Origin of the sequence: Candidatus Endolissoclinum faulkneri L5 (genome assembly GCF_000510265.1) — a bacterium.
GTDB lineage: Bacteria > Pseudomonadota > Alphaproteobacteria > Thalassobaculales > Thalassobaculaceae > Thalassobaculum > Thalassobaculum faulkneri_A.
The window spans coordinates 1,301,104-1,327,520 of record NZ_CP006745.1; the positions used below are offsets into that span (position 1 = coordinate 1,301,104).

13 protein-coding genes are annotated in these 26,417 nt (G+C 33.6%); 4 read left to right on the plus strand and 9 right to left on the minus strand.

The genetic code is table 11. The annotated features are described in order from the left end of the window. Positions 1-1,311: 1,311 nt before the first annotated feature. From lpxK to P856_RS03685, 3 genes are all read right to left on the minus strand, one after another. Positions 1,312-2,280: a tetraacyldisaccharide 4'-kinase gene (gene lpxK / locus P856_RS03675; RefSeq protein ID WP_227028699.1), complete on the minus strand. Its 969-nt coding sequence runs from the start codon at positions 2,278-2,280 to the stop codon at positions 1,312-1,314. Beyond that, entirely contained in the window at positions 2,270-3,475 is a 1,206-nt protein-coding gene (locus tag P856_RS03680; protein WP_227028665.1) for a 3-deoxy-D-manno-octulosonic acid transferase, read from the minus strand. The genes lpxK and P856_RS03680 overlap by 11 nt, the downstream gene beginning before the upstream one ends. A gap of 71 nt (positions 3,476-3,546) precedes the next feature. Continuing rightward, positions 3,547-4,248, minus strand: coding sequence for a lysophospholipid acyltransferase family protein (locus P856_RS03685; RefSeq protein WP_025300820.1), 702 nt, complete (start codon positions 4,246-4,248; stop codon positions 3,547-3,549). Between the two features lie 2,278 nt (positions 4,249-6,526). On the opposite strand from P856_RS03685, the gene aguA reads away from it, so the two are divergent. Beyond that, positions 6,527-7,639, plus strand: coding sequence for an agmatine deiminase (gene aguA / locus P856_RS03690; protein WP_044214933.1), 1,113 nt, complete (start codon positions 6,527-6,529; stop codon positions 7,637-7,639). A gap of 504 nt (positions 7,640-8,143) precedes the next feature. Here aguA and secA read toward each other — a convergent pair. Next, positions 8,144-10,906: a preprotein translocase subunit SecA gene (gene secA / locus P856_RS03695; RefSeq protein ID WP_025300822.1), complete on the minus strand. Its 2,763-nt coding sequence runs from the start codon at positions 10,904-10,906 to the stop codon at positions 8,144-8,146. Positions 10,907-11,735: 829 nt separating this feature from the next. Between secA and P856_RS03700 the strand changes: the two genes are divergently transcribed. Further along, positions 11,736-12,614 (plus strand): peptidylprolyl isomerase, encoded by an 879-nt coding sequence (locus P856_RS03700; RefSeq protein ID WP_025300823.1) that lies wholly within the window; start codon positions 11,736-11,738, stop codon positions 12,612-12,614. Between the two features lie 48 nt (positions 12,615-12,662). Further along, positions 12,663-13,904 carry a bifunctional glutamate N-acetyltransferase/amino-acid acetyltransferase ArgJ gene (argJ, locus tag P856_RS03705; RefSeq protein ID WP_025300824.1) on the plus strand — a complete coding sequence of 414 codons (1,242 nt, stop codon included), beginning with the start codon at positions 12,663-12,665 and terminating at the stop codon, positions 13,902-13,904. 1,805 nt (positions 13,905-15,709) lie between these two features. Here argJ and ndk read toward each other — a convergent pair. From ndk to sseA, 5 genes are all read right to left on the minus strand, one after another. Continuing rightward, positions 15,710-16,132 carry a nucleoside-diphosphate kinase gene (gene ndk, locus P856_RS03710; protein ID WP_025300825.1) on the minus strand — a complete coding sequence of 141 codons (423 nt, stop codon included), beginning with the start codon at positions 16,130-16,132 and terminating at the stop codon, positions 15,710-15,712. A gap of 142 nt (positions 16,133-16,274) precedes the next feature. After that, the gene (locus P856_RS03715; protein ID WP_025300826.1) at positions 16,275-16,724 is read right to left on the minus strand and encodes a DNA polymerase III subunit chi; all 450 of its coding nucleotides are present in this window, start codon (positions 16,722-16,724) and stop codon (positions 16,275-16,277) included. A gap of 745 nt (positions 16,725-17,469) precedes the next feature. Next, complete coding sequence (locus tag P856_RS03720) at positions 17,470-17,955, minus strand: phosphatidylglycerophosphatase A family protein (protein WP_044214935.1); 486 nt, start codon at positions 17,953-17,955, stop codon at positions 17,470-17,472. Further along, positions 17,952-19,142, minus strand: coding sequence for a 2-C-methyl-D-erythritol 4-phosphate cytidylyltransferase (gene ispD / locus P856_RS03725; RefSeq protein WP_025300827.1), 1,191 nt, complete (start codon positions 19,140-19,142; stop codon positions 17,952-17,954). Before ispD ends, P856_RS03720 begins: the two co-directional genes overlap by 4 nt. 463 nt (positions 19,143-19,605) lie before the next feature. Next, entirely contained in the window at positions 19,606-20,475 is an 870-nt protein-coding gene (sseA, locus tag P856_RS03730) for a 3-mercaptopyruvate sulfurtransferase (protein ID WP_227028666.1), read from the minus strand. Positions 20,476-21,561: 1,086 nt separating this feature from the next. On the opposite strand from sseA, the gene P856_RS03735 reads away from it, so the two are divergent. Beyond that, complete coding sequence (locus tag P856_RS03735) at positions 21,562-23,376, plus strand: ABCB family ABC transporter ATP-binding protein/permease (protein ID WP_025300829.1); 1,815 nt, start codon at positions 21,562-21,564, stop codon at positions 23,374-23,376. The last annotated feature ends 3,041 nt before the right edge of the window (positions 23,377-26,417 follow it).

Here is a 26,417-nt window from a genome sequence, read left to right on the forward strand (position 1 = left end):
TTAAGATATTGTATTTATATATTTTAATATATTTTAGCATGGGTTAAATACATAAATAAGCACCACTTGCTAGTATAACACACTAGCAAGTGGTGCTTATTTATGTATTCTTAAGGACTTGTCAAATTAATTAAACGAATGGACTCAGAATAAAAATTAAATTTTAAATAGCTTAAACAAAATTTTTAACTAAAGTACTAATTATAAATTAATTAAAAAAAAACAAGCGTTTAATTAAACATTTTGAGGATTATTACCTATAATAGGGTAAATCATAGACTAACCAATCAATAGTTTAAATAAAAAAAGTGTAAATAAAAAAATGACTGTTAAAAATTTTGTTAAAGCTAATTATAATGAGTTATCTATATTTATTACTCTATAGTTTAATTTATTACTCTATAGTTTAGTTTTTATATTTAATATTGTTTCAGATATGGGCAAATAATTATCATGGTCGCCCCAAATCGATAAAGTTTTAATTTTAGAAGAGCAATTTATATAATCACTTATAATGCTACTTACTTAATTAAGAAAAAAGAAGCAATTGCAACAATTATTTAAAATACAACTTTAGTAGCACGAGTCTCTACAGCAATTAATCAAAATTAACAGTGCCTTCAAGCAATTTTTGCTACTCAAAAGTATATTAAGGACAAGAAGTTGTACGTTACGCAATATATAAAGATTAATTACTCTAAAATCAATACTAATTACCTAATTGAATGTATTTTAATCAAATATAAAAAATATTTTATGAACTTATACGCTTATCTTTGAGCAAAGAAGTTAAAAAATTAATCAAAATAAAATGATGTATTAAAAAAACTAGGTTGTATGAATAAGACAAAAATACCTTATTTACAAAATATCTTTCAATAATTCTATCACATTAACTCTGTAGGTAATAAAGAATAATAATTATTTTTGTTGGTCATATTGTTTTGTGCACTCATCAAATTAATACTAAAATATTAGTTATGATTAATATTATTACTGGTATAATTTAACCATTATTAATCTTACAGATTAACATAATTGATTATCGCATATAGCCAAAACAATCACCTAAACCACAAGATGAAATATGTACGATCAATTTTAACACTTGTTAATTAAAAGCATTAGAATGCCTACAAATAAATTTCTTATTTCACCTATAGAAACTAGCTGCCAGCCTATTCAATAAAAAATTATTGAATTATCTAGAAGCTATTTCTGATAAAGCGAGAAATGAGTGACCTTACTAATTGGAATGGTCTATATATCTAATTAATTATTCATCATAACTTCCAATGCTAAATAATACTCTTAAAAAGATAATATCCGATCCAAAAATATACTGAGCGCTGTTGGATCCCCCCAAACAAGCGATACTTCCACCACCGTGACGCTTGCTCTAATCTCTACCGGTAAACGTGTAGCATCTTTCGCCGTAGTCACTAAGATTGCATCTTCAAAAACTGCTTCTTCTACTAGCTTATTCAACTCAGATAATCTATAAGGGTGATGATCAGCAAAAGAACGAAAACCAATCACCTTAGCGCCGATTTTTATAAGAGTTTCATGGAATTTATATGGTCTACCAATTCCAGCAAAGGCCAGTACCCGACAGTTGCGTAAAGATAAAGCTGCAAGAGATGGCTCTAACATTCCAAGTAGTACTAAACGTTTGTCGCCAATCAAAGATTTAATTTCTCTACGATCCTCACCTATCAATAATACTGCATGCGATTTCTGCAAAGAATCTTTCCATGGTTCGCGCAATGGCCCAGAAGGAATTACTTGACCATTTCCGATCCCAATAACGCCATCAACTACAAGTAAAGAGATGGTTGGTATGACAGAAGGATTCTGCAAACCATCGTCCATAATAATAACATCACACCCACTATCTTCCAGTAATCTAGCGCCATCAGGCAAACAACGTGCAACAACCGTCGGAGCTCTTGCAGTCAACAAGATAGACTCATCCCCTACATCAGCGAATGTATGCACAGCTAAATCTACATGTATAGGTCCAGCATGACGTCCACCGTAGCCTCGTGATAATAATCCCACTCGCTTGCCATGAGCAATTAACTTACTAGCAATAGCTAACACAGTTGGAGTTTTACCAGCACCGCCTACTATTGCATTACCTACACAAATTAGCGGTAAGCTCGAACGATACGGCTTCGTTATAGCTTTACGGATGCAAGTAACTAATCTCCAAAGCCAACTAATAGGCAACAGAGCTAGTGCTAGCCAACCAGCAGTTTGCCAAAACTTAGGTGACACCAAGAGGTTTCTCGGGAAGTATTGGATCTATTACCTCCAAAATAGAATTAATTTTAATAGCTCTCGCTATAGCAACCCTTCGCGCACATGCTCCCATTTCATTTGCTGTTATTGGATCGTCTAGTAGATCTTCAACCGTTTTAGCTAAGCTAGCAGCATCATTAACCTCTCTTGCGGCACCAGCCGCAATAAGAGCATCAGCAGATTCACGATTGTTCTCCATAAGCGGGCCAAATACTATTGCGGTACCGCAATAGGAAGCTTCTATCGGATTATGACCACCTACTTTTACCATAGAACCAGCCAAAAAGGTGACCGGTATGACACTGTAAAAAATAGCAATCTCGCCCATCGTATCGGCTAAGTATACAGAAGTTCTTTCTTTTATTGATTGATTAGCCGAGCGACGGACTAAAGTTAATCCTCTCCTTTGCACAATACGAGCAATCTCATCGCTTCGATTTGTATGACGCGGCACAATAACTGTTAGCAAGTTTGGTTTAGTTTTAGCAATCTGAGCATGAGCATCAAGAACTAGCGATTCCTCACCTCGATGAGTGCTAGCGGCAAGCCAAACCGGACGATAGGTAATAGAATTTCGCAATGCTGCAGCAATTTTTATATCTACTTTAGGAGGAACAATGGAGTCTTTCAAATTACCTACATAACGCACATCAACACAACCCAAAGCAAAGAAACGTCTTACTTGCTCATGGCTAGCAGCCAACACCAGATCAAATGCGCTAAACAAAGGTTTAGCCAAACTACCTATACTTTTCCAGCGTTGAAATGCGCGGAAAGATAATCTACCTGAAACAATAATCATATAGATGCCGCGTGCATTAGCCTCAGTCACCATAGTTGGCCATAAATCTGACTCCATCCAAATAGCTAAATCGGGGTTCCAATAATCAAGAAATCGCCCCACCCAAGCCGGCCGATCTATGGGTATAAACTGATGAATCACCCCTTTAGGTAATAATTTGCGGATTAAATCACCTGAAGTAACAGTGCAAGTAGTCAATAACAAGATAATCCATGGCTTGGTATCATGGATTATCTTAATTAAAGCAAGAAGCCCAGCCGCCTCACCTACACTAACAGCATGTAACCAGACTAATCGGCCAGATGGGCGGGATTTAGTAGCTATGCCGCGTCGTTCATTTAAACGAAATTTATTTTCCTTTCCTCGCACTAATCTCAGCCTAAAATATACATCAAGAAATAATCCTGAGAATGTAACAAGTGCTTTGTATATTTGTAAAATCACATCGATAGAGTCTGCTTTGGAGGAGCCGGTGCTGTAGGTTTCATGCCTAAATAGCGGTCTGCAGCATTTGTCACATCGGTTAGTATTCCTTCAACTAAAAGGCGTGCCTGCTCTCGATTATCTTCTTTAGTAAGGTAAATTGGCCCGCCAATCATAACAACACCGTTGGTAAATGGTAGAGGAAACAAAAACCTATCCCAGGAAGCAATTTGTATGCATGGTCGCAAGCTACAAGTAAATGGAAGTATCGGAAGGCCTGTATATCGCGCCACCTCAATTACGCCAGGCTGACAGCGCATACGAGGTCCACGTGGTCCATCAGGAGTAATTGCCACTGGATAGCCCCTTTTCAAAGCACGCAGCATTCCACGCAGAGCATTCATAGGCTTACGTCTGGTTGAGCCATGAATCGGTAAAGTAATAAAGTCCGACATGGCTTCACCTATCATACAACCATCGGAATGCCATGAGTGTAACATCGCTAAAGGCTTACCGCGTGGCCAACTATTAGCAATTAAACCAAGACGATTGTGCCAAAAAATCACTAAAAAGGGTTTACTACTAGCGATAATAGCTTCGGATTCTTGGTCTATGTATCGTTCAATGTTAATTGTTGCTAAAAGCATGCGAATATAGGCACGCATAACCTTAGTTAATGTAGTATAACCAATGTAACTACGAATAATAGATTTCAGCATAGAATTCGGTGATGATTATTAAATTAGTAATTCTACCTAGAAGCATCTTTTATAACATCAAACAATGCAAAAATTAATAATTTTACGATTATCTAGCTTAAATTGAACAGAATAAAGTAAAAACACACTAATAATTAACGATTAATTATTAGTGAAATAATTAAAAATGCGTTTTACATCAAGAGATCAATTTAGTAATTGATAATTAAATATTGCTAACAAATAACTATTTGTTAATTTCGATAGAATCAAATTCTATAATATTTTGATTTAAAAAAACGCTATTAGCATAAATATATTTTAACAAGTAATTCATGGAGTAACAGCAATTTATTTCTTTAATCTTAACCGCTAAGTGTGGATTATACATCGATTTGTGTTAGCAACTGACGGTGCTTTATAAAAAGTTTCGCGTCAACAAATAAATAATTTATTTTAGGCATAGACACTAAAAGCAAAATGCAAAAACTAACATTGAATAATTTAATCGATTTTACAGCATCGATACAGAATAGACTAGTATGATTTAGGCTGTAGGGCTAAACATATTGCTATTCTATCCATTAGTTTTTAAAATAATCAAGTATTTGCGCCATCTAATCAATAATTTATAATATTGTGTTAATACTCAGTATTAAGCTCCAAAAATATCTTATAGCGTATGATTTTATTCAAGATTATAATATAAAAATTAATCTGCAGAAAAGAACAAAAATCAAAAGGCTTATTATTAACTTAATCTTGCGTAGATAGCCAAATTACTGTAAATACGAAATAGAGAAAACAAATAATCTCTACACTTAATCTGAGAGTAGTTTAATAATACTAGGAAAAATTCAAGAAACACAATTGTAACTAGTATTCAATGATACTTAACTTCTGGCTGAATTATCAAAAACAAAAATTGATATAATCAACTTAATCGAAACAGCTATCGATTACAATGAATGATAGATATTAGATACATAATAATTAAATTATTCCTTAACTGTGCTATATTTACGATTATTACATAATAATATCTTAGATATAATACACATTCAATTGCATTGTCGATTTGATAGCTTATAAAGCTTGTAATTTTATCAACTTTTAGCTTGTAATATCAAATAAATTTCAATTGCAGCTCTTAGAAATAAAAACAAGTATGAAATTGCTAATTAAGTATCATAATCTATATGCAGTAGCATTATAGTTAAATCTCTGTATCTCTTTCTCCTTAAATAAATGTAATTTTTAAGAATAGCAAATAAAGTACAGCCTAATTCGTATATTGCGTATATAAAGAAAAATATTATAATAACAGCAATATACTTGTATTAGTTGATTACTATTTGCTGAGTTCAATATATAAATGCTTAATATCGATTAAGATAAACTTAAGATACTATCCTCATACAAATATGCAAGTTAAAACAGTATCTTTGATAAGATCGAATGTTAATTTAGTCAAAAGATTAATGTTAAATTTAGATTTTTGGTAGTATAAAATTTTTAAGACAAATTGCATAGATTTTACCTGATAAAATGTCATTTTTTGATTAGGTATTTTTAAAAGATACAATGGTACCTAAATCGTAATCTTATTTAAAAATCAATTCGATCTTAGGTTGATATATCATTAACTTCACATCTACTAGTACTAATAACTCATAAAGTAAGGCTAATTAACCCGATAAAATACTTCTTGTTAATCTTCACGAAAAAGGCCAATTAACTAATGATAATCCTAAACCTGGAATAAAACATAATATTCGGATTACGAATGCAAAGTTTTAGTATTTTTGTTTAAAGGTCACTATAAATTGAATACCAAGATTGATGCTTATTTAAAAATAATTACGACATTTTAAATATTAGCTTTACAAGTGCTACTAAAGATTAATAAAAATATTATTTAATTGTACAATTAATTTACGATTAAAAGTAATAATAAATATTTTAAATAGTTTAGAGTCGTATTTAAATTGCAAAGATCAATTATATTTGCTATAGGCATAAAATTTAATTAATTATTATTTTTCAAAGATATTGAATTATTAATTTATTTCGACATTTAGGAGACATAAAGTCTTTAATAATGGATGATTATTATTGTATAATCTGTTCTAGGTCAATAGATGTTGATAGTGGTCTAGTGCAATAACTACTTTCAAGCTGGTTAGAATTATAGTTTTAGAAAAAATCTTCTTCAAACTCCTCGAAAGAAAATGGCTTCTTTATTATGACCCGTCATTTTGTGCTTACAAATCAAGAATATTGTACTACTTGCAAGTAAATGACAAAATTATTAGATCGAACAGTAGATCTGTTGCAAAGTACCCCAGTAGAAGATAATTACTGGATGCCAGGCGAGTTCGAACCTCATTCTGGAACCTGGATGTTATGGCCAGAACGCAGCGATAACTGGCGCAAGGATGCCATGCCAGCGGAAGAATCTTTTGCTGCCGTTGCAGAAGCTATTGTCAGCGTTGAGTCGTTAAAAATTGGAGTCTCCGCGAGAAAGCTAGCGCGGGCAAAATCTACATTACCAAGTGAAGTCAGTTTAGTAGTAATGGAAAGTAATGACGCATGGATGCGTGATGTTGGACCCACTATATTAATTAACAATAAAGGCTCTAAGAGAGCAGTCGACTGGATGTTTAACGCTTGGGGGGGTGTAGCTCATGGACTATACCAAGACTGGCAAGCAGATGATGCAGTGGCAGCTATTGTAGCAAAAAACGAAGGGATGGATCGATATCGTGCACCATTGGTTCAAGAAGGAGGAGGGATACATAGTGACGGAAAAGGTACTATCTTTGTTACCGAAGAGTGTGTGCTTAGTAATGGTCGTAATGCCAAGTTAGGGTATAGATTGTGCGAAGAGATATTAAAATCTTACAGCGGTGCAAGTCAAGTAATCTGGTTACCTCGTGGTGTATATGCAGATGAAACTACAGGACACATCGATAATCTACTACATGTGGCTGGACCAAACTTAATCTTTCTTACATGGACTGACGATCCTTACGATGAACAATATGTACGCTCTGCCAGAGCATTATCGATACTAGACAATACACGTGATATTAACGGCAATCCCTTCCATATCATTAAATTACCTGCACCAGGTCCACTGCATAGGACAGCTTATGAGGCAAGTGGTATTGCATCAAGACCTGGAAGTAAATCACGTAAAGCAGGAGATAGATTAGCTGGATCATACGTAAATTTCTACCTAGCTAATGGCCGTGCTTTAGTGCCTCTACTCGATCCACGCACTGACGACAATGCATGCCTAATAATCGCTGATGCATTACCTAACCGAGAAATTATTCCCATACCAGCACGCGAGATCTTGATTGGAGGTGGTAATATTCATTGCATAACACAACAGATACCTTTATAATTTAATTAGCATAATTGCTGTCGCTATTGTTTGACTGTACGACATTCAAGCCATACTACGAATTAAAGTATAATTAGTAGATTCAATTAATAATTAGATGATCATATAGAATGAAACGCACTTGATAATAATATCAAATATAAATTTGATATTATTATCATTAGAAAGTTCAAAATATAACAATGCTTTCCCAACCTAATTGCTTAAAATTTACAAAACGGCTGGAATAATACATTAAAATGCGTTTTGTATATGCTAGATAAAAATTAATGACCCGATGACAAGATTTGTTATTTCCTGTTTAAACATACACAACCAAATACCTCACTAAAGTTAAGAATAAATGGATTCTTTGCATTAACCTGTAAACTGTAGATAAATTTTATACTTCAATCGGATGATTTTTAAATACATGCTTCAACAATAACTACTACGAAAGTTTCGCATAGAGTTCTAAATTTCTTTAATCAAGCCGTATTTGATTCCAAGCAAAAATTTATATAATCATTTAAATCTGCCATGACAGTGCTTATACTTCTTACCAGATCCGCACGGGCATCGCGCGTTACGTTGAGTGTTGTTCCAAACTGCCAATTTATTCAGCCCTGAGATTGTCCGATCAATAGGTAACTGCGGTAATAAAGTCGTTTTACGCAGATCAGTGAGCGAGACTACCCCATAACCGTCTTCTCTAACTGAGCTATTTGCTTGACCATTTATTAATTGATTGTTTATAATTCGATTATTAGCAGTTTTGCCTGCATTGATTATTGCAATATTATCTAATGACTGTGTGGGGATTTCTAAATGTGCAATTGTACAAGTTACGCTAGTACGCAAATCAGCCAACATCTTCTCAAATAAGCAGAATGCTTCGCGCTTGTACTCATTTAACGGGTCTCTTTGGGCATACGCCCTTAAATTAATGCCTTGGCGAAGATAATCAAGCGATAACAAGTGATCCTTCCACAATTGATCTAACTTATGTAATAATAACTGTTTTTCGGCCATTCTCATCAATTTCGAGCCCAAATTAATATCCTTCTCACTCATGTGCAAATTAGAAAATTTATAAACACGTTCCAGGATATCTTGCTTGGTTATAAATTCTTCCTTAGCCCATTCATGCAGGGGTAAGTTTAGTGCAAGTAAATTCACTATCTGATCATTCAACCATTCCAAATCCCATTGATGAGAATATGAGCCTTCTTCAATTGCCTGAGTAACGATGTCATCAATTGCTTCTTTACGCATCTCTGTAACTAGCTCATGTACGTCAGGCAAGCGCATAATCTCCCTACGCTGTTCATAAATTATCTTGCGCTGATCATTCATGACATCATCAAATTTCAATAGTTGCTTACGAATCTCAAAATTACGAGCTTCTACTTTATGTTGTGCCTTTGCTAAGGCTTTATTAATCCATGGATGAACAATTGCCTCTCCTTCTTGCAAACCAAACTTTTTTAACATCCCGTCAATCAATTCAGAGCCAAAAATACGCATTAGATCGTCTTCTAAGGATAAGAAAAATTTAGACCGTCCTGGATCACCTTGACGACCTGAACGACCACGTAACTGATTATCAATACGCCGACTCTCATGACGTTCAGTAGCAATTACACATAGACCGCCTGCTGCTAATGCTTTATTTTTATCTGCTTCAACTTCAGCAGTAACCTTATCAACAATTTGTAGCCGTGCGCCCTCATCGTGCACACCCTCCAGGGCTTGAATTAAACACATCTCTATATTTCCACCCAACTGAATGTCTGTACCGCGTCCTGCCATATTAGTAGCTATAGTCACAGACCCAGGACGACCTGCCTGAGCAATTATATGAGATTCCTCTTCATGAAAGCGAGCATTCAAAACTTTATGCGGAATTTTGCGCTGTTTTAAAATTTTGGAAACAGATTCTGAGTTTTCGATTGATATAGTCCCAACCAGTACCGGACGCCCTCTATTACGATATTCCTCAATCGTTTTTACAACCGCTTCGTATTTTTCTTTAATGGTCCGATAAACCTCATCGTCTTCGTCAATACGCACAACAGGAGCGTTAGTAGGAATCTCTACAACCTCGAGTTGATAAATTTCTCGAAATTCAGACGCTTCCGTCATTGCTGTACCAGTCATACCGGCCAATCTGGGATAAAGACGAAAATAATTTTGAAAAGTTATTGATGCTAAAGTCTGGTTTTCATTCTGTATGGCAACTCCTTCTTTAGCCTCTAGTGCTTGATGCAAACCATCGGAATAGCGACGACCATCCATGGCTCGCCCCGTAAATTCGTCAATAATGACTACTCGATTATTTTTTACAATATAATCAGTGTCACGCGAAAAAAGCTTGTGAGCGCGTAAAGCTTGATTGATGTGGTGCACCAAGCTAATGTTCTGCACATCGTATAAAGCACCCACACGTATAATGCCAGCGTCAACGAGCAAAAGCTCAATCTTGTCGACGCCTTCGTCATTTAAGATGATTGTTCTATGCTTTTCATCTTTTTCATAGTGATCGTCTTCCAAATACAGAATTAGCTCGTTAATCTGACTATATAATTGTAAATTATCTTCGGCTGGACCAGAAATAATTAACGGTGTGCGGGCCTCATCAATAAGAATTGAATCAACCTCATCAACAAGAGCATAATGGAAATCCCGCTGGGTCATATCTTCCAATCGGAACTTCATGTTATCTCGTAAATAGTCAAAGCCAAATTCATTATTAGTCCCATATGTTATGTCGCAAGCGTAAGCTGCTTTACGTTCACTATCTTCAAGATCGTGTACAATACAGCCAACTGTTAGACCAAGAAAATTATACACCCGCCCCATCCAAGCAGCATCACGCTTAGCTAGATAATCATTCACCGTCACCACATGAACTCCGGCGGCAAGCAAGGCATTTAAGTATACCGGTAAAGTCGCAACCAGAGTCTTACCTTCCCCAGTTTTAATTTCAGTAATTCGACCTTGATGTAAAAAAATACCACCCAAAATTTGAACATCAAAATGGCGTTGCCCAAGAACCCTCTTAGATGATTCCCGCACCACAGCAAATGCTTCTTCCATAAGGTTGTCAACTGTTTCACCAGCAGCTAAACGTCTTCTAAAAAAAGCAGTCTTCTCCTGTAGAGCTTCATCTGACAGGCTTGCAATAACTATTTCGAAATTATTAATTGCATCTATGTGCTTTTGCATTCTTCTGATAATGCGATCGTTTTGCGAGCCAAATATAGCCCTAGCAATACCACTAAGCATAGAAGATCCTCGAATATAAAATTACGCAAAACACCTACACAACGCTGGTAGGAAATTTAGGCGTGAATGCATCCCCTGTCAACGCACATGGATTAGTCAAACAATCTATATTAACCCGCTCATTAATTGATTGCTTTACTAATAAAGTTTGAAGAGTATAAATTGTCTGTAATTGAGATTTTACACCAATACCAAAAATGAATCATTGCTCATAGCGAACAAGATTTTCTTGACTAGGCAATAATTTGTACAATTTTGCTAACTTTTAGCATTAAAGCGAGAAACATTCTCCTAAAATCTTCTTTTTGCGACTTTATTACCTTACTATATTTATCAATAAAAAATTAAGTATGTTTAATTAACATGATTTCGTAACTAATTTATTTAATCTCTTAGAGTGTGCAAAATTCAAAAATTAACAAAATAGTAGATAGAACAAAATAGTAGTAATTATAATACACATTTAAACCAAACATTTCCAAGCAAATTCAATACTAAACGTTTACCAACAGACTCAATACAAAGTACAACTAAAATCCATTTGATTGCATACTTTAGTTCAAATGTTTTAATATAATACAAATTTGATCATTGACATGTAGCGTAAGTAATATTCTCTATTTTCTTATAGAGGAGATAAAGCAATATTAGTATAATGTATCAAGTATTCATCTGATAAATCTTTTGTATAGATTGAATAAAATTCTGCTCTGTGCAAATGTGCTTGCTAATCATCAAAAACTGGTTATGCTGCTAGTCGTTACAGTATCAAGCTAACCTAAAGATATTGCAGCACACCCGCGCATAAATTTTGAAAGGACACCCGCGTATGTTGTTCTCCCTGCGCCGTGCGGTCGGCGCTGCTTTAATTTTGCTTAATATTACTGTCTGTAGATCAGTAATCGCGCAAAACCATGAATTAAGACCAACGAGCGAATCATCTCTTGACTTAGCTACCGTTGTTGCGCGTGTTGATGATAACAAAATCACATTTGGCGAATTAATGACAATGAGGAATCATCTACCGGAACAGTACCAAAAATTGCCGCTAGATACTATCTACAAGCCAATGCTCAATCGAGCAATCGATCATATACTAATTACTAAGGAGGCTATTGCCAGCGGAATAGCCGAACAGAATGACGTAAAGTTATTAATTAAAGAAGCAAAAGATCGCGTCATTACTGAAGTGTACCTCACTCAGAACATTGCCTCGAAAGTAACTGATAATCTCCTACGTAAGCGCTATAATGAAATCATTGCAAATCGAACAGATAAGCAAGAAATTAAAGCACGTCACATCCTGTTAAAAAGCGAAAAAGAAGCTAAAGATATCATTAAAGAGCTTGATAAAGGTGCTGATTTTGCTAAGCTAGCCAATGAGAAATCAACTGATCCGTCAGCCCTTCGTGGAGGTGATCTTGGTTGGTTTCAAGCTGATCAAATGGTGCCAGCATTCTCAGATGTAGCATTCACCTTGAAGACTGGGACTTATACTAAAGTACCAGTCAAGAGCCAGTTTGGCTGGCATATAATACTTCTAGAAGACAAGCGAAAAGCAACCACACCTAGTTTTGATGAGATGCATGACCAACTTACTGCTGATATGACTAATGAGCTAATTCACTCACATTTAAAAATGTTACGCAAAAAATCTAAAATTGATCGATTTGACATGAATGGTAAACCATTGCTAGAATATGATTGATGAACTAATCGTCGTTAGATTATTAAAATTTTATAGAAAGAAATAACCATGAAGCCGCTTCCGGTTTCTCCGCTAGCGCCAAATAAAAAACAGATTTTAACGCCTATTGCTGGTTGCCAAATGGCATCAAGAAACGCTAGTATATACTACGACGGACGATTCGATATGCTGTTGATGGCTTTTGACCCAGGGACAACTGTCGCAGGCGTTTTAACCACCAACAAAATGCCAGGCCCTTCAATTAATTGGTGCCGAAAACACCTTTCTTCCGGCACAGCTCGCGGTCTTGTGGTAAATGCGGGTAATGCGAACGTTTTTACAGGAACACATGGAATAGTGGCGTGCGCAGAGACAGCAAAATCAGCTGCAGCAGTACTGAAATGTCAACCACAAGAGGTCATGATAGCATCTACTGGCGTTATAGGTGAACCAATACGCTACGAGCGAATAATTGCAAATCTACCGGCAGCACAAGCAGAACTAGCGGATGATGCATGGGAAATTGCAGCAGCTACTATCATGACCACTGACACCTTTGCAAAGATGGCATCACGCACGGCTAGTATCAACGGACACTCTGTGAAGATCAACGGAATTGCTAAGGGATCTGGTATGATCTCCCCTAATATGGCAACCACTCTGTCCTTCATTGTAACTGACGCTAAATTACCTCCATCATTACTTAAGGCAATGCTAACCCGTGGAATAGAGCGTAGCTTTAATTTAATAACGGTTGACGGTGACCAGTCCACTAGCGACATGGCAATGATCTTTGCCACCTGCAAAAGTGGGCCAGAAAATATAGAATTTAGTACTACAAAAGATCCTGCTTTGCGTGACTTTCGCAGAAAATTGTATGATCTATTGCATGATCTTGCAATACAAGTTGTGAGCGACGGTGAGGGAGCAAGCAAACTAATTAGAGTTGCAGTATCAGGTGCCGCTTCCGCGCTAGCAGCGAAGCGAATCGCTATGTCTATAGCTAACTCACCTCTAGTGAAAGCTGCGATCGCAGGAGCAGATGCCAACTGGGGTCGCATAGTAATGGCAGTCGGTAAGTCTGGTCAGAAAGCAAACCGAGATAAGCTCAGCATTGCAATTGGTGGCATCGAAGTAGCCAATAATGGAATGTGTGTAGCACGTTATGATAAGTCAAAGGTTAATACTCATATGAATAGTAAAAATATTGACATTGAAGTAGATGTGGGAGTGAGTCGTGGACGGTCTATAGTATGGACCTGCGATTTAACTCACAGATACTTAGAGATTAATGCTGATTATCGCAATTAAAGTTCCTTCATATGTTTAACTAATAGCTCTAAGGTATCAGCTAACGCTTACGGTAATTGCGCTTGTTTGTTTTGCACTACACAATCGGTATTTAGATAAAAATAAAATATTAAATTTGCTAGACCTTCTAATATTAAGCAATAGACTAAGATCTAGAGTAATGCACTCTATTAAAAATAACAAACTTTGCCAGCAGCAAAAAGCTATAATGAATGAGAGTATAACTTACGTTGTATTCAACTAACGCCCAGTAAGTAATTACTTATATGCAATGCTGCCTTAAAAAACAATAAAATTATCGCTGTAACTAAATTATTCATGTTTAAATTGCGCTTTCTATTGTAAGTTTAGGAATTTTTAAAAACTAATGAATAATTATTTTATACAGCTTAGTGCTATATAACTTGCTATATTTTAAAAGTAAAGTAATGATAATGTGTGTAGAAATAAAAGATTATACTCAAGTATTACTTACTAAATTTTAATGTTGTAATTAACTCAATAGTTATTTAAATAAATTTTTTTAAAAATTACTTCTGGTTATGCGAGGTATAATATTTACGTTTATGCTTACCATTAAATATTCTGTAAGCTTTTGATCAAAACGCTTGTTAATATAAAAAATAGCTTAAAACCACTCAGCAAAAATTATCTCTTGGTCCTTTAGGCAGATATAAGAGCTAAATACGATAACTCTTATAACTGCTATTTCATAACTAATATTTCATATATTTAATTTATCAACAAGGATGAAAATAAAAGCATTTTACCGGTCGAACAATATAGACAACTTTATAAAGATTCTGCTTACATTATTAATTATTTACATTAAAATCTTTACAATCAGCTTTATATAGCATCATTTGTCTACTGATTGCTTGCTAAGTAAAGACAATATTGCGAATTGCTACAGAAAAATGAAAGCTCACGAGGGCCAATGCTTAAAAAAAAGAGCTTCGTAAATAAATATTCGTGTAATCAGCGATATTCGCAGATAAATTTCACAGATTTATAATATTTTATAAAACATTTTAAATAAACTAAGTATTTTTTTAATTAAATTAAAGTTTATTTAAAATAAAATTTTTTGCTAAGCCTAAATTTTAGCAAATGACAACAAACTGTTGACTTGGCATACCTTAAGTTTAAGTAGGATAAGATACGTAAATATACTTTATATTTTCTCATATAATACAATGACTGATTAAGTTGTTTAGAGTAGCACACGTTTTAATTAGAATAGAATAAAAATTTAACTATCTATCATTCTTAATAAGTTGTGAGATAAATTTTATTTTTGATATCGATTATCAAAAAATATTTGAATAAATAAATTCTATTGATTAATTCTTATTCAAGAAGAACTGATTAGCTATTTAAATTGAATATTATACAGCATATTATTCGTAAATTTAAAATTATATTTTATTCATCAGCTAAAATTCGAATACAGTTCCGTCTTTAATTGGATAGATAAAAGTTCTTAGATAAAAATGAGGATTTATTAAAGCAAAATATATCAAATAACAAAGATTATTTCAATCTAGATTTAAATAACTAAATTTTACTGACTATGCCGCAAAAATAGAATATGATCTTATAAAGGATAAATTGCTATAAGTGCCACAATTAATTGCTAAAATTGCAATCATGCACAATAATATCACCTATATGAACCTCAATAAATTGTCCAGGTTATAAGATAAACTCGGCTAAATATCTTCTGGATGTTACAATCACATCCAACTATTGTGACAACTAGCGATAATTCTAGAAATTATTTATATCCTAAGAATATAAAGCAATCAACCAACTATTTCATTGTCACTAAAAAATTGAGCAATCTCCACTCTCGCGGCTATAGCTGAATCAGAACCATGAACCGAATTCTCTTCTATTGATTTAGCAAAAACCTTACGAATCGTGCCGTCAGCAGCTCGGGTAGGATCAGTATCTCCCATAAGATTACGATAAACACTTATCGCGCTCTCACCTTCTAAGACTTGAACTACAACTGGAGAAGATAGCATAAAATCCACAAGTTCGTCAAAAAAAGGACGATCCTTATGAAAGGCATAAAAAGTCTTGGCTTGCTCTTTGGTTAGCCGAATTCGCTTCTGAGCAACAATGTGCAAATCAGAATTTTCTATCAAAGTGATGATTGCACCAGTCAAGTTACGCTTGATAGCATCTGGCTTAATTATAGACAAAGTACGTTCTATGGCCATTGCTCTCTCTTAGGTTAATTTAAGTATTAATCTAAATTGCTTCTATAAAAGACTACTAATTTACCCGGCAATTTCATTGCGAATGCATTGAAAAAATCATGTCAAAAATCATTTATTATACGATTGAACACAAAAAATATTATCAAGCTATCTTAGCCCAGGAACCACCATTTTTCTGACGCCAACAAGTCAGTGCATGTCCAGCATCACGCGCTAATTTCCAGCGTACTCTTGCAGCAGCAATCGAGTTATAATTATCACCATCAAACAGATCAAAAACCCGCTTAAAGCTAGTAAATTCAAAAGCTTTCTGTCGCTCAACAAGAAATAAAAACCTAGCTCCATTTGGATTTTCATTTCGATGAGTAAGCCAAATTGGTTGCAAATTAGCCTTATCATATTGTTGCGCTCCATGAGGTAGCCAGGATTTTTCATCATATACCCAAAGATGATAATCAAGAGCTTGCACTTTTTGGGGTGAAGCTAGCAGTACGACCGCACGTTCTCCCGCTGCTAAGGTTTTACCTAGCAATCTAGACAAGGCTTTATTTACTGTTACAGATGTTAGATGATAAAATACAATCTCAGTCATATTAACTTCCAACTTGGAGGTAGTAGGGTATATTCATGTAATCAAAGCTACGAATTTCTATAGCCGCAGCTGCTAACAATACAGTAGCAAATTTTTTGCTGAGCATAACTACTTCAACTTAGCTGCCAGAACAACAATCAGATTAAGCGAATCGCTTACCAACTATCAGCTAATATAGCTCAGCTACTGTATATAAAATAGAAAGCGTTATTTAATTTATCTAGCTTTAAGGTAGCAAAATAAATTCTTTTACTTGCCTACAACAATTATACTAATAAAAATCTATACTAGATAAGCGCAATTACCGATATAAAAATTATAGGTGAAGATTTCATAATATAAAATCATATAACGTACAATGTGTTATATGATTTTAGCTAATAAAATTTTTATAAAATAAAAATTTAACTAAACATATGTAATTGTCTAATTTTTTCTAAAAAAAAGATAAAAAACGTCTGCCTGACTCAACATATCATAAATATGAATTAATTAAAAACACTTGTAACTAGCAAAACAACAATCCTTAGGGCAATAAGGCTAACAATAACAACATTAGATTTGTTTTATTGATTTATATCAAGCAAATAAAAAATCAAGCAAATAAAAACATTATACGAAAACTCTCAAAGAATTATAAATATAAATAACCTAATACTTTAGGTCAGAATATTGTATCGCTCCAATAAAAATAACTAAAGCGCATGTATCATTATAGTAAAAATTTATTATAATTAGCAGCAATCTAAAAAAAACATAACCAAACCACTAAGCCAGTATAAGCGCCGGCAACCAAGTCGTCAAGTATTACGCCAATCGGACCGCGCATATTGTAATCGATCCAATTTGCTGGAAAAATTTTAGCAATGTCAATAAAGCGAAAAACAATAAAAGCAATCCCCCAATACAGTGGATTAAGCGGGCAAAACACTAGAGTTAACCATTGACCAGCCACCTCATCAATTACCACTACCTCAGGATCGTGAACACCTGTATTGTCTATGTATATCCAAGTTGCCCATGTCCCAACCCCTGCAGCCAAAATTACGGCACTCAGCAAAACCAGACGCCCGCCACTCTGTTGGGCAATTGGCCAAGCTGATATCGCTGCCAGCATCGATCCCCAAGTACCTGGAGCTTTGGGTAAATAACCAATTCCAAGCCCAGTAGCGATCAATCTCGCTACTGGGGTAAAAAAAAATTGACGAAGAGTAAAAAAAAATCTATTCACAGGGGCATTGTCACTGGAATTGCTATAGTTGCAGCAGCCTGAGCAGCAATGCCATTAGCACAACCGAGAAAATCAAGTCGTTCGGTAGTTGTAGCCTTGACCGACATTCGTATTGTCGGGATATCACAAATCTTCGCAATGCAATTACGCATAGCTTCGCGGTGCTGGCTAATCTTAGGAAAATCACAAATCAGTGTAAGGTCTAGGTGACGAATATCTCCACCAGCTTTTCGCACTTGATGGCAAGCATATGATAAAAATTGATTAGATGCTGCCCCATGCCATTGAGGATCGCTATTCGGAAAATGTACACCTATATCGCCATCCCCAAGTGCCCCTAGTAAGGCATCAGTAATCGCGTGCAAACCAACATCAGCGTCGGAATGACCCAAAAGCACCTGATCATGCGGAACAACAATACCTCCTAACAAAACCCCATTACTTCTGCAGTTTATATTATCTACTAAACGGTGTACGTCAAATCCAATACCAACACGCGTTTCCATAGCTCCAGCTAGCAAGCGCTCAGCTAATGCAAAATCCTCGGCTATAGTAATTTTCATTGAATCCTCCGAACCCTTCACCAAAATTACTCTTTCCCCTACCCATTCCATCAGAGCTCCATCATCAGATGCAGAGATATTTTCAGCAACTGCACGACGATGAGCATTGAGTAAATTATCAAATCGCATTCCTTGAGGTGTCTGAGTTCGCCACCATTCGTTACTGCTAACATAATTAATCGAGGTTTGTCTTGCCTTAACTTTGCGTTTCAAGGTATCAACTACTGAAAGCACAGGTAAAACGGCAGTTGATGTTTCTAAGGCATCCAATACTCGATCAATTACTATACTGGGAGATAATGGACGCGCAGCATCGTGAATCAACACCAGATCTGGTTTATTTTTCAGCGCTAAACTCTCTAGGCCATTAAGTACCGAAGATTGACGTTTAGTACCTCCGATCACAGGCAGAGATAAATCAAGCCCATCAACAACTACATCGTATAACGCACGATGATCTTCTGCAATTATCACCTGAACATTATCAATTCTAGGATGGTTTAGAAAAGTTAATATTGCTCGGCGTAATATGGGTATGCCAGCAAGCAGCTGATATTGCTTAGGTAAATCACCACCAATACGCACACCTTTTCCAGCAGCAAGAATTAAAACAGTGGTAACCATTATTTAGCGCTAATTATAACAATTGTAATATAAAATAAAAATTCAATAAATAACATAATTACTAATAAATAACATAATACTTCAAGGTAAGAAAACTCTCTATTTCTCAGTCATTAAAAACTAAAAACCATATTTTCTAAATTAATGAGCTATTATGATATCCGCTAAGAATAAAATGGTTTTATTAACTAGCACAATGGATACTTAATTACACAAAACATATCACATTAGAGTAAATTTTTGGCGCGTTATTGATCTTAAATCTAGTTTGGCTGCATAGTATTTTGCCCATGTTAACTATTCCTTAATAGATCAACCAGCAAGCATCAAATTATATCAATATTCCTTGTTAAAGAATTTACTTAAGAATAAGGAATTACTTAAGAATAATAAAACACGGTTGGTCAATTTTCTTGTTCATAGAAAGGCTAACGATCAGTGATTTAATTTAACCAGTTAGTAATTAAGCGCATCGAATCTTAGCTGGTCCAATTTCTACCGGAGTATCTTTTCGAGAACCCCACTCGGACCAAGAACCATCGTATATAGCTACATCTGGATAACCAAGACGAAAAGCGGAAATCGCTATATTACAGGCAGTTACACCAGAGCCGCAAGAAGCTATTATTGGTTTTGATAGATCAATACCAGAATTTACAAATATCATAAACAGTTTATTACTATTAACTGATAGCATAGTTGCCTTATCAATGAATTCACTGCTTGGGATGGATATCGAGCCTGGGATATGACCAGAACGCATTCCCTGTCGCGGTTCAACCTCTTCACCAGTAAAACGAGCAGAAGGACGAGCATCAACAATCTGCCCTTCGCCAGAATTCACTACAGCTAATACCTCATCACATGATTTAACAAGTTCGCGGCGGAAAATTGCATTGAAATTACTTAAAAGGCGATTTTTTACTAAGCCAGTCTCTAATAAATAGCCTTCGGCTTGCCATTGAGGCAGACCACCATCAAGCACAGCAACCTTGTCATGACCAAATAATCGAAACATCCACCAAACCCTAGCAGCAGAATACATGCCATAAGTGTCATATAATACAACTATTTTATCGTTATCTATGCCAAAGTTACTTGCCTCTTTTGAGAAAATTTCGACACTAGGAATCATATGAGGCAATGGGTTATTAAGATCACATATTGTATCAATATCAAAATGCTGAGCACATGGAATATGCCTATCTAAAAATTCTGCTTTAGCGTCACGCTTAGATGAAGTTATATGATAAGTACAATCAAGCACAATCACATTGGAATTATTCAAATGATCCGCTAGCCATTTAGTTGTAACAAGGGCATCAATCATCATTGCATTTTCCCTTAAAACTAAGCTTTTTTAAATGATGAATAAAATTAAGTCATTTAAGGTAGAGTTTAATATTTTAAATATTGACATAAATCAGCTGAGTTAATATCAATTATAATTGATATTGTTTAATTGTTTTATGTAGAAGATTTTTACTAAAAGTATTGAATGTAATCTCAATTTCCTTACTAATCACTACAAGTATTTCTAACCGATTATAATATTTTCATCAAAAATTTTAATATTACTAATACAACAAGATTTAAGTCTGTTATTTAGGATATTATGCTAGTAATTTCTGGATTATCTTTTAATATACAATTTAATAAAGACACTATTTTATTTTATAAATAAGTGCAGTATAATATTAGACAGGCTAATTTTATACAATATAAAAATTTATTTTTTGTTATGAAATACTCTCGCTGCATTAGGTAATCACTACTGCAGAGAATCAATATTATAGTCTCTATTGAGAAACAAAATTTATGGTAACAATAACATTTAAAGCAATGAATCAAGTTATCATGAGAAATATTTTTCATATGTTGAATAGTTTAATAGTATAAATTCTATTTAATTTAAGATTAAGTTTTAATTTCTATTTTAGAATATTAAAATTGTACACCAGTCGCCTTGCTAAGAGTAGAGGGTATCTCCATTTAAGGAGATATCAATGATATAAGTTACTTCTAGACGCTAAAGAGGAAATAATCTACAATTAAATTTTTATTGCTTCATTAAGCATCGAATACATTTAGCGTTACATAACTAGCAACCTTAAAAAAAAGCTTTTAAAGAATATAATACATTTTTTAAAGAATATATACATTTATTGTATTTATTAATAAGTTTTTAATCTAACTTTTTATAAATCCAGAATAGCTAAAAAATTATTGCACCTTAAATATATAGATTATTTTTAATAATTACTTAATTTAATTAATCGATTAATTAAATTTATATCATAATAATTTTTAATTAATCAAAACTGTACTAATTGGATGGAATTTATTTTACTCAGAAAAATGATTGTGCTTGTCCTAATCTATTAGGGCGATGTGGTGATCTAATTAGGAATCCAAGGCTTTGATATCATACAAACCTAATACTCAGCGTAATGATCATAGTAACTGGAATACCATTCTCACTTTGATACCATACCTGTGGCCAAAAAAACAGATAACTATCCGTGCACGAGTAATAGCGGCGTTAGTATGCCTTTTTCTTGCTAAGGTGACAACTGTTTATGTACCAATATTGTACAAGTTGACGATAGATATAATTTCTAATGGATCTTACTTTACCCTTAACTCACTGATCAGTGTAATATTTGGTTATGGATTGTTAAGAGTTGCGCAGCAAGCTTTTGGAGAATTACGAGAGTTTTTCTTTGCCAGAGTAAGCCAGTTAGCAATTCGTACGGTAGCATTAAAGACATTCAAACATCTACATTCGTTATCCTTGCGATTCCATATGGATCGCCAAACTGGCGGTTTATCTAGGGTAATCGAGCGAGGAGTTAATGGTATTGAGTTTTTACTTTCATTTATGCTTTTTAATATTTTACCAACGTTAATTGAAATTATCATGGTATGTGGTGTCTTATGGTATTTTTTTAATTTTTGGTACGCACTGGTCACTTTCTTAACCATAGGCAGTTATATAGCATTTACTATGCTTGTTACTGAATGGCGTTTAAAGTTTCGCCGTCGAATGAACGAACATGACCAAACAGCCAATACACGGGCAATAGACAGCCTGTTAAACTTCGAAACAGTTAAATATTTAGGTAACGAGCGACATGAAGAGAGGCGCTACGACACCTCACTACAGCGTTACGCAGATGCAGCTGTTGCCTCCCGCGGCTCATTGTCATTACTTAATGTAGGTCAAGGTGTTATTATTGCTGGCAGTTTAATTGCTTTAATGTCTATGGCTGGCTTTGGTCTAAAGGCCGGCAATATGTCAGTGGGCGATTTTGTAATGGTCAATACTTACTTAATACAGCTTTTTTTACCGTTGAATTTCCTTGGCTTTGTTTATCGTGAGATGAAGCAAGCGCTTACTGATATGGAAGCAATGTTTTGCTTACTTAAAGTAAATCGCGAAGTAGAAGATAAGCCAAAAGCTATTTCCCTAAAAAAAGGACCTGGACGAGTTGAATTTGAAAATGTATATTTTTCTTATTGTAAAGAAAGAGAGATCCTCCGAGGAATCTCATTCGTCGTAGAACCTGGTCAAACTGTCGCTATTGTAGGACAAAGTGGAGTTGGGAAGTCAACTATTTCCCGTTTACTATTCCGCTTTTACGATGTTACAAGTGGAGCTGTTCGAATAGACGGTCAGGATATTCGTGATGTTACTCAACAGAGTCTGCGTTGTACACTTGGAATCGTTCCTCAGGATACAGTACTATTTAATGATACAATTTACTATAATATAGCTTATGGTCGACCTGGTGCAAATCAAGCTGAAGTTGAAGCCGTTGCTCGCCACGCTAGTATTCACGATTTTATTAGCGAATTGCCAGAAGGTTACCAGACTATTGTCGGAGAGCGCGGTTTGAAGCTTTCCGGTGGTGAAAAGCAACGCGTCGCCATAGCACGCACGCTGCTTAAGAAGCCAAGAATTTATGTCTTTGATGAATCTACTTCTGCCTTGGATAGTCATACCGAGCTTGCTATACAACAAAGTTTACGTAATATCTCATTAGGCCATACTACTTTGGTTATAGCGCATAGGCTGTCCACTTTGGTTGATTCTGATAGGATTTTAGTGCTGAAGGATGGTAATATTATAGAATACGGACGCCATGAAGAACTATTAGCCCACAAAGGCATCTATGCTGCTATGTGGAGTAGTCAACTACATGATAATAATCAGGTTCCACAGAAAACCTAGATCACAATAAGTGTTAATACATAATCTGGACACTAGCACAATATTATTATTGACTTATTACTCAATAAGCGCAATGAATGTATTTTTGGTGTCAAGGGTTTTTATGCTTGAAATATAACATTTCAAAGTATAATGAATCAAACAACAGTCTTCTATTTGTAACAAATCTTTACACACTGACTAGTGTATCAAAGCACTGCTTAATCAAAAAAAGTATAGTATTTTATTAAATGAGTACAATATTTTAGATGTTTACTTTATTAATATCCTTAAAGATCCAAAGTCCAATCTTTGGTTACATAAATAAACATTTCCTCATAATCTAAAGTTGAAGATTGACTAAAAGGCTAAGCGATAAATCATTATAAGCAAAACAGATATTATTAATGTGAAAAAATTAATTTTTAATATTATAATTATTTTAATACATCCAAGACTTACCCTTAGTAATAATTCATAAATTTAATGATTATTGCTATTGCCCACATACCTATTTTAGCTAATACAGCTAATGTATAAAACTACTCCTCAGTTTAAAAACTGAAGTGATTATCTTAAATTTTAAACCTAAAAGAACAGTTTTTATTGTAATATTAGTGGCATCATTCCAGTTAATAATATTACATCCTAAACAAAGTTTTACGCACTAGAAATCTACTGTTTTTAGTTTACATAACAATTTAATAAGCGCTTATGTCTTATTTTTACATGTAAGTAAAAGGCTAAAATACTTTAGCTTATTATAATTACATTTATTAATTACTCTTGTCGCATATTTTTCGAAGCATTTCAATACTATTAATCGGTCAATATAAATTTCCTACGAAATCATGATTAATAAAAAATCAGATTTTTGCAGAACTAACTCAATAAGTATGTATTTAGAAATATAATTAGTATATTATTGTACCTTTGTTTAAATTAAATAGCTCCAATAAAAGCTTTTGATTTTTCGATTAATATTATAAAGTAATTAATATTATAAAGTATAATCCTCATTAAAGATATTGTTTGAATAGATAAATAAAGCTTTTCTCTAAAAAATTATTATTTTATTTACAACTCAGTCAATAACCGTAGCTAAATCACTTTTAACTAGTTCTTAGATTAGGTAAAAGTTCTCTTAGAATGAAACAAAACACATTTTTGATGCTAATAATTGAGAACATTACCATGCAACTAGTTGCATGGTAATTAACTAGTTGATTGACTGATTAATAACTAATTTCTCATTATTAATTATATTGTTAATGAGTAATTATATTGTTAATGAGTATTATGTTTACTATGAGGGGAATTAGCAAATGAATTTCTAATAAACAGCAATAATTAAAATATTGACCCAATTGCTTAATGATAAACGAATCAAAAGTATGCTATGTGTATTTAATAAATCCAAAACTAAATAGTGGCTTACTAATCTATTTATATGCTCAAAATTTTCTTTAAAAAACTTGTAGCTGGTAAATTCTATACAATAACCCATCCTCTATGATGTTTTGCGCGAATTATTAAGAAAGATCAGAATATACCTGATATTATTTTAGCTTAATTTCCTAATTAATTATTATTCTGCCAAATAATACCTGTAACAACAAAAATCACTACATACGTTTGTAGCTAAGTAAGAAAGATTGAATTAAAAATGGTATAGTAGCATTATTTAAATCTTCTGAGGATATTACACTAAAATTTTTAGTTAACAAATCAAATAAAATTATAACAAAAATAATCTATTTGATTAGTAAAGTTAATTTAAACTTAACTGTTATTAACAGTTCCAATGCACACGTTAATTTTTGATACCCACAGTACAAAAAGTCGTTTAAAGATTTATATTATATATAATAACCCATTATATAGACACTAATACAAAACAAAGCTCCTGATGTCTATTAAGAATCGATTTTAGCTAAAGATACTTAATGTAGATCAAAAACTAAAATTATACTTAATCTGACAGATTACTTATCTAAACTAGCATAACACTAACCTTAAGAGTAAGGAGTTTTTATTTGCATTACTCGTTTTAAGTCTAAACTTAATAACTCTAAACTTAATAACAAAATTATCTTAAAATCAACATTATGTATTCTTTAAAGGAATCTTTTTTAATTGAATCATCTGCTACAATTCCTTATTCTTCTCGTTATTTTATCATGATCACTAATTAATTTTTATCACTTAGATATTAAGATCATCTCTAATAGTATACAGCTAATAATCAATTTAAAAAATTGCATAATTAGGGGGTTTATACTAGTGATACAAAGAGCACACTTTGGCATTTAAAAAATAATAGTTTATGTATAATTTTATATAAAGAAATTTTTTTCACATAGCGCAAGTTCAGCAATCAGTGCAATTATTTTGCTAAATAATTGCTATGTTTAAAATAAGTTTTGTGCCTTTATAATAAGTCGTCCAAGCTTATTGTTTTTATTAATTTAATAAAATTATGCTTTTGTTAAAAAGCTATTGCTTAACTTATATCTCTTATAATCTCTTTATTGTATGTTTTGGGGTAGGATTCTGCCATAATTTCAATATGTATTAACAGCACTTTAACAATATTAATTGCACTATAAATGATTATTTATTGCTGATAAATAAATTAAAAAAGTTATTATAATCTACATCTTATAAATATTATTACTTTTAATAAGATTAAATATGTAGCCCACTATTTCAATTATAGTTAAATTATACGAGAGAAGAAAGAACATTTCCTATTTTTAATTACAGGACAATCTAATCATTATCTAACTAGTTGTTTAATATAATCTAGAGATCTTTAAATGAAGAATTGCTAGCCGATAAGAATAGCCTTTTAATACAATAAATTATTTGAGCATTTCGATTGATGATTTACATTGATCCTATTAATTGTCCATCTGCACTTTTTTAAGTGATTAAATTTTTTATTAGGTTAAATGGATTTATACACTAAAATTATCGATTTGTCTAAATAATTACGCTTTAATTAAATACTTACTGGTCACTAAATACCTACTGAGCACCATATTGCTCTCACAATGGGA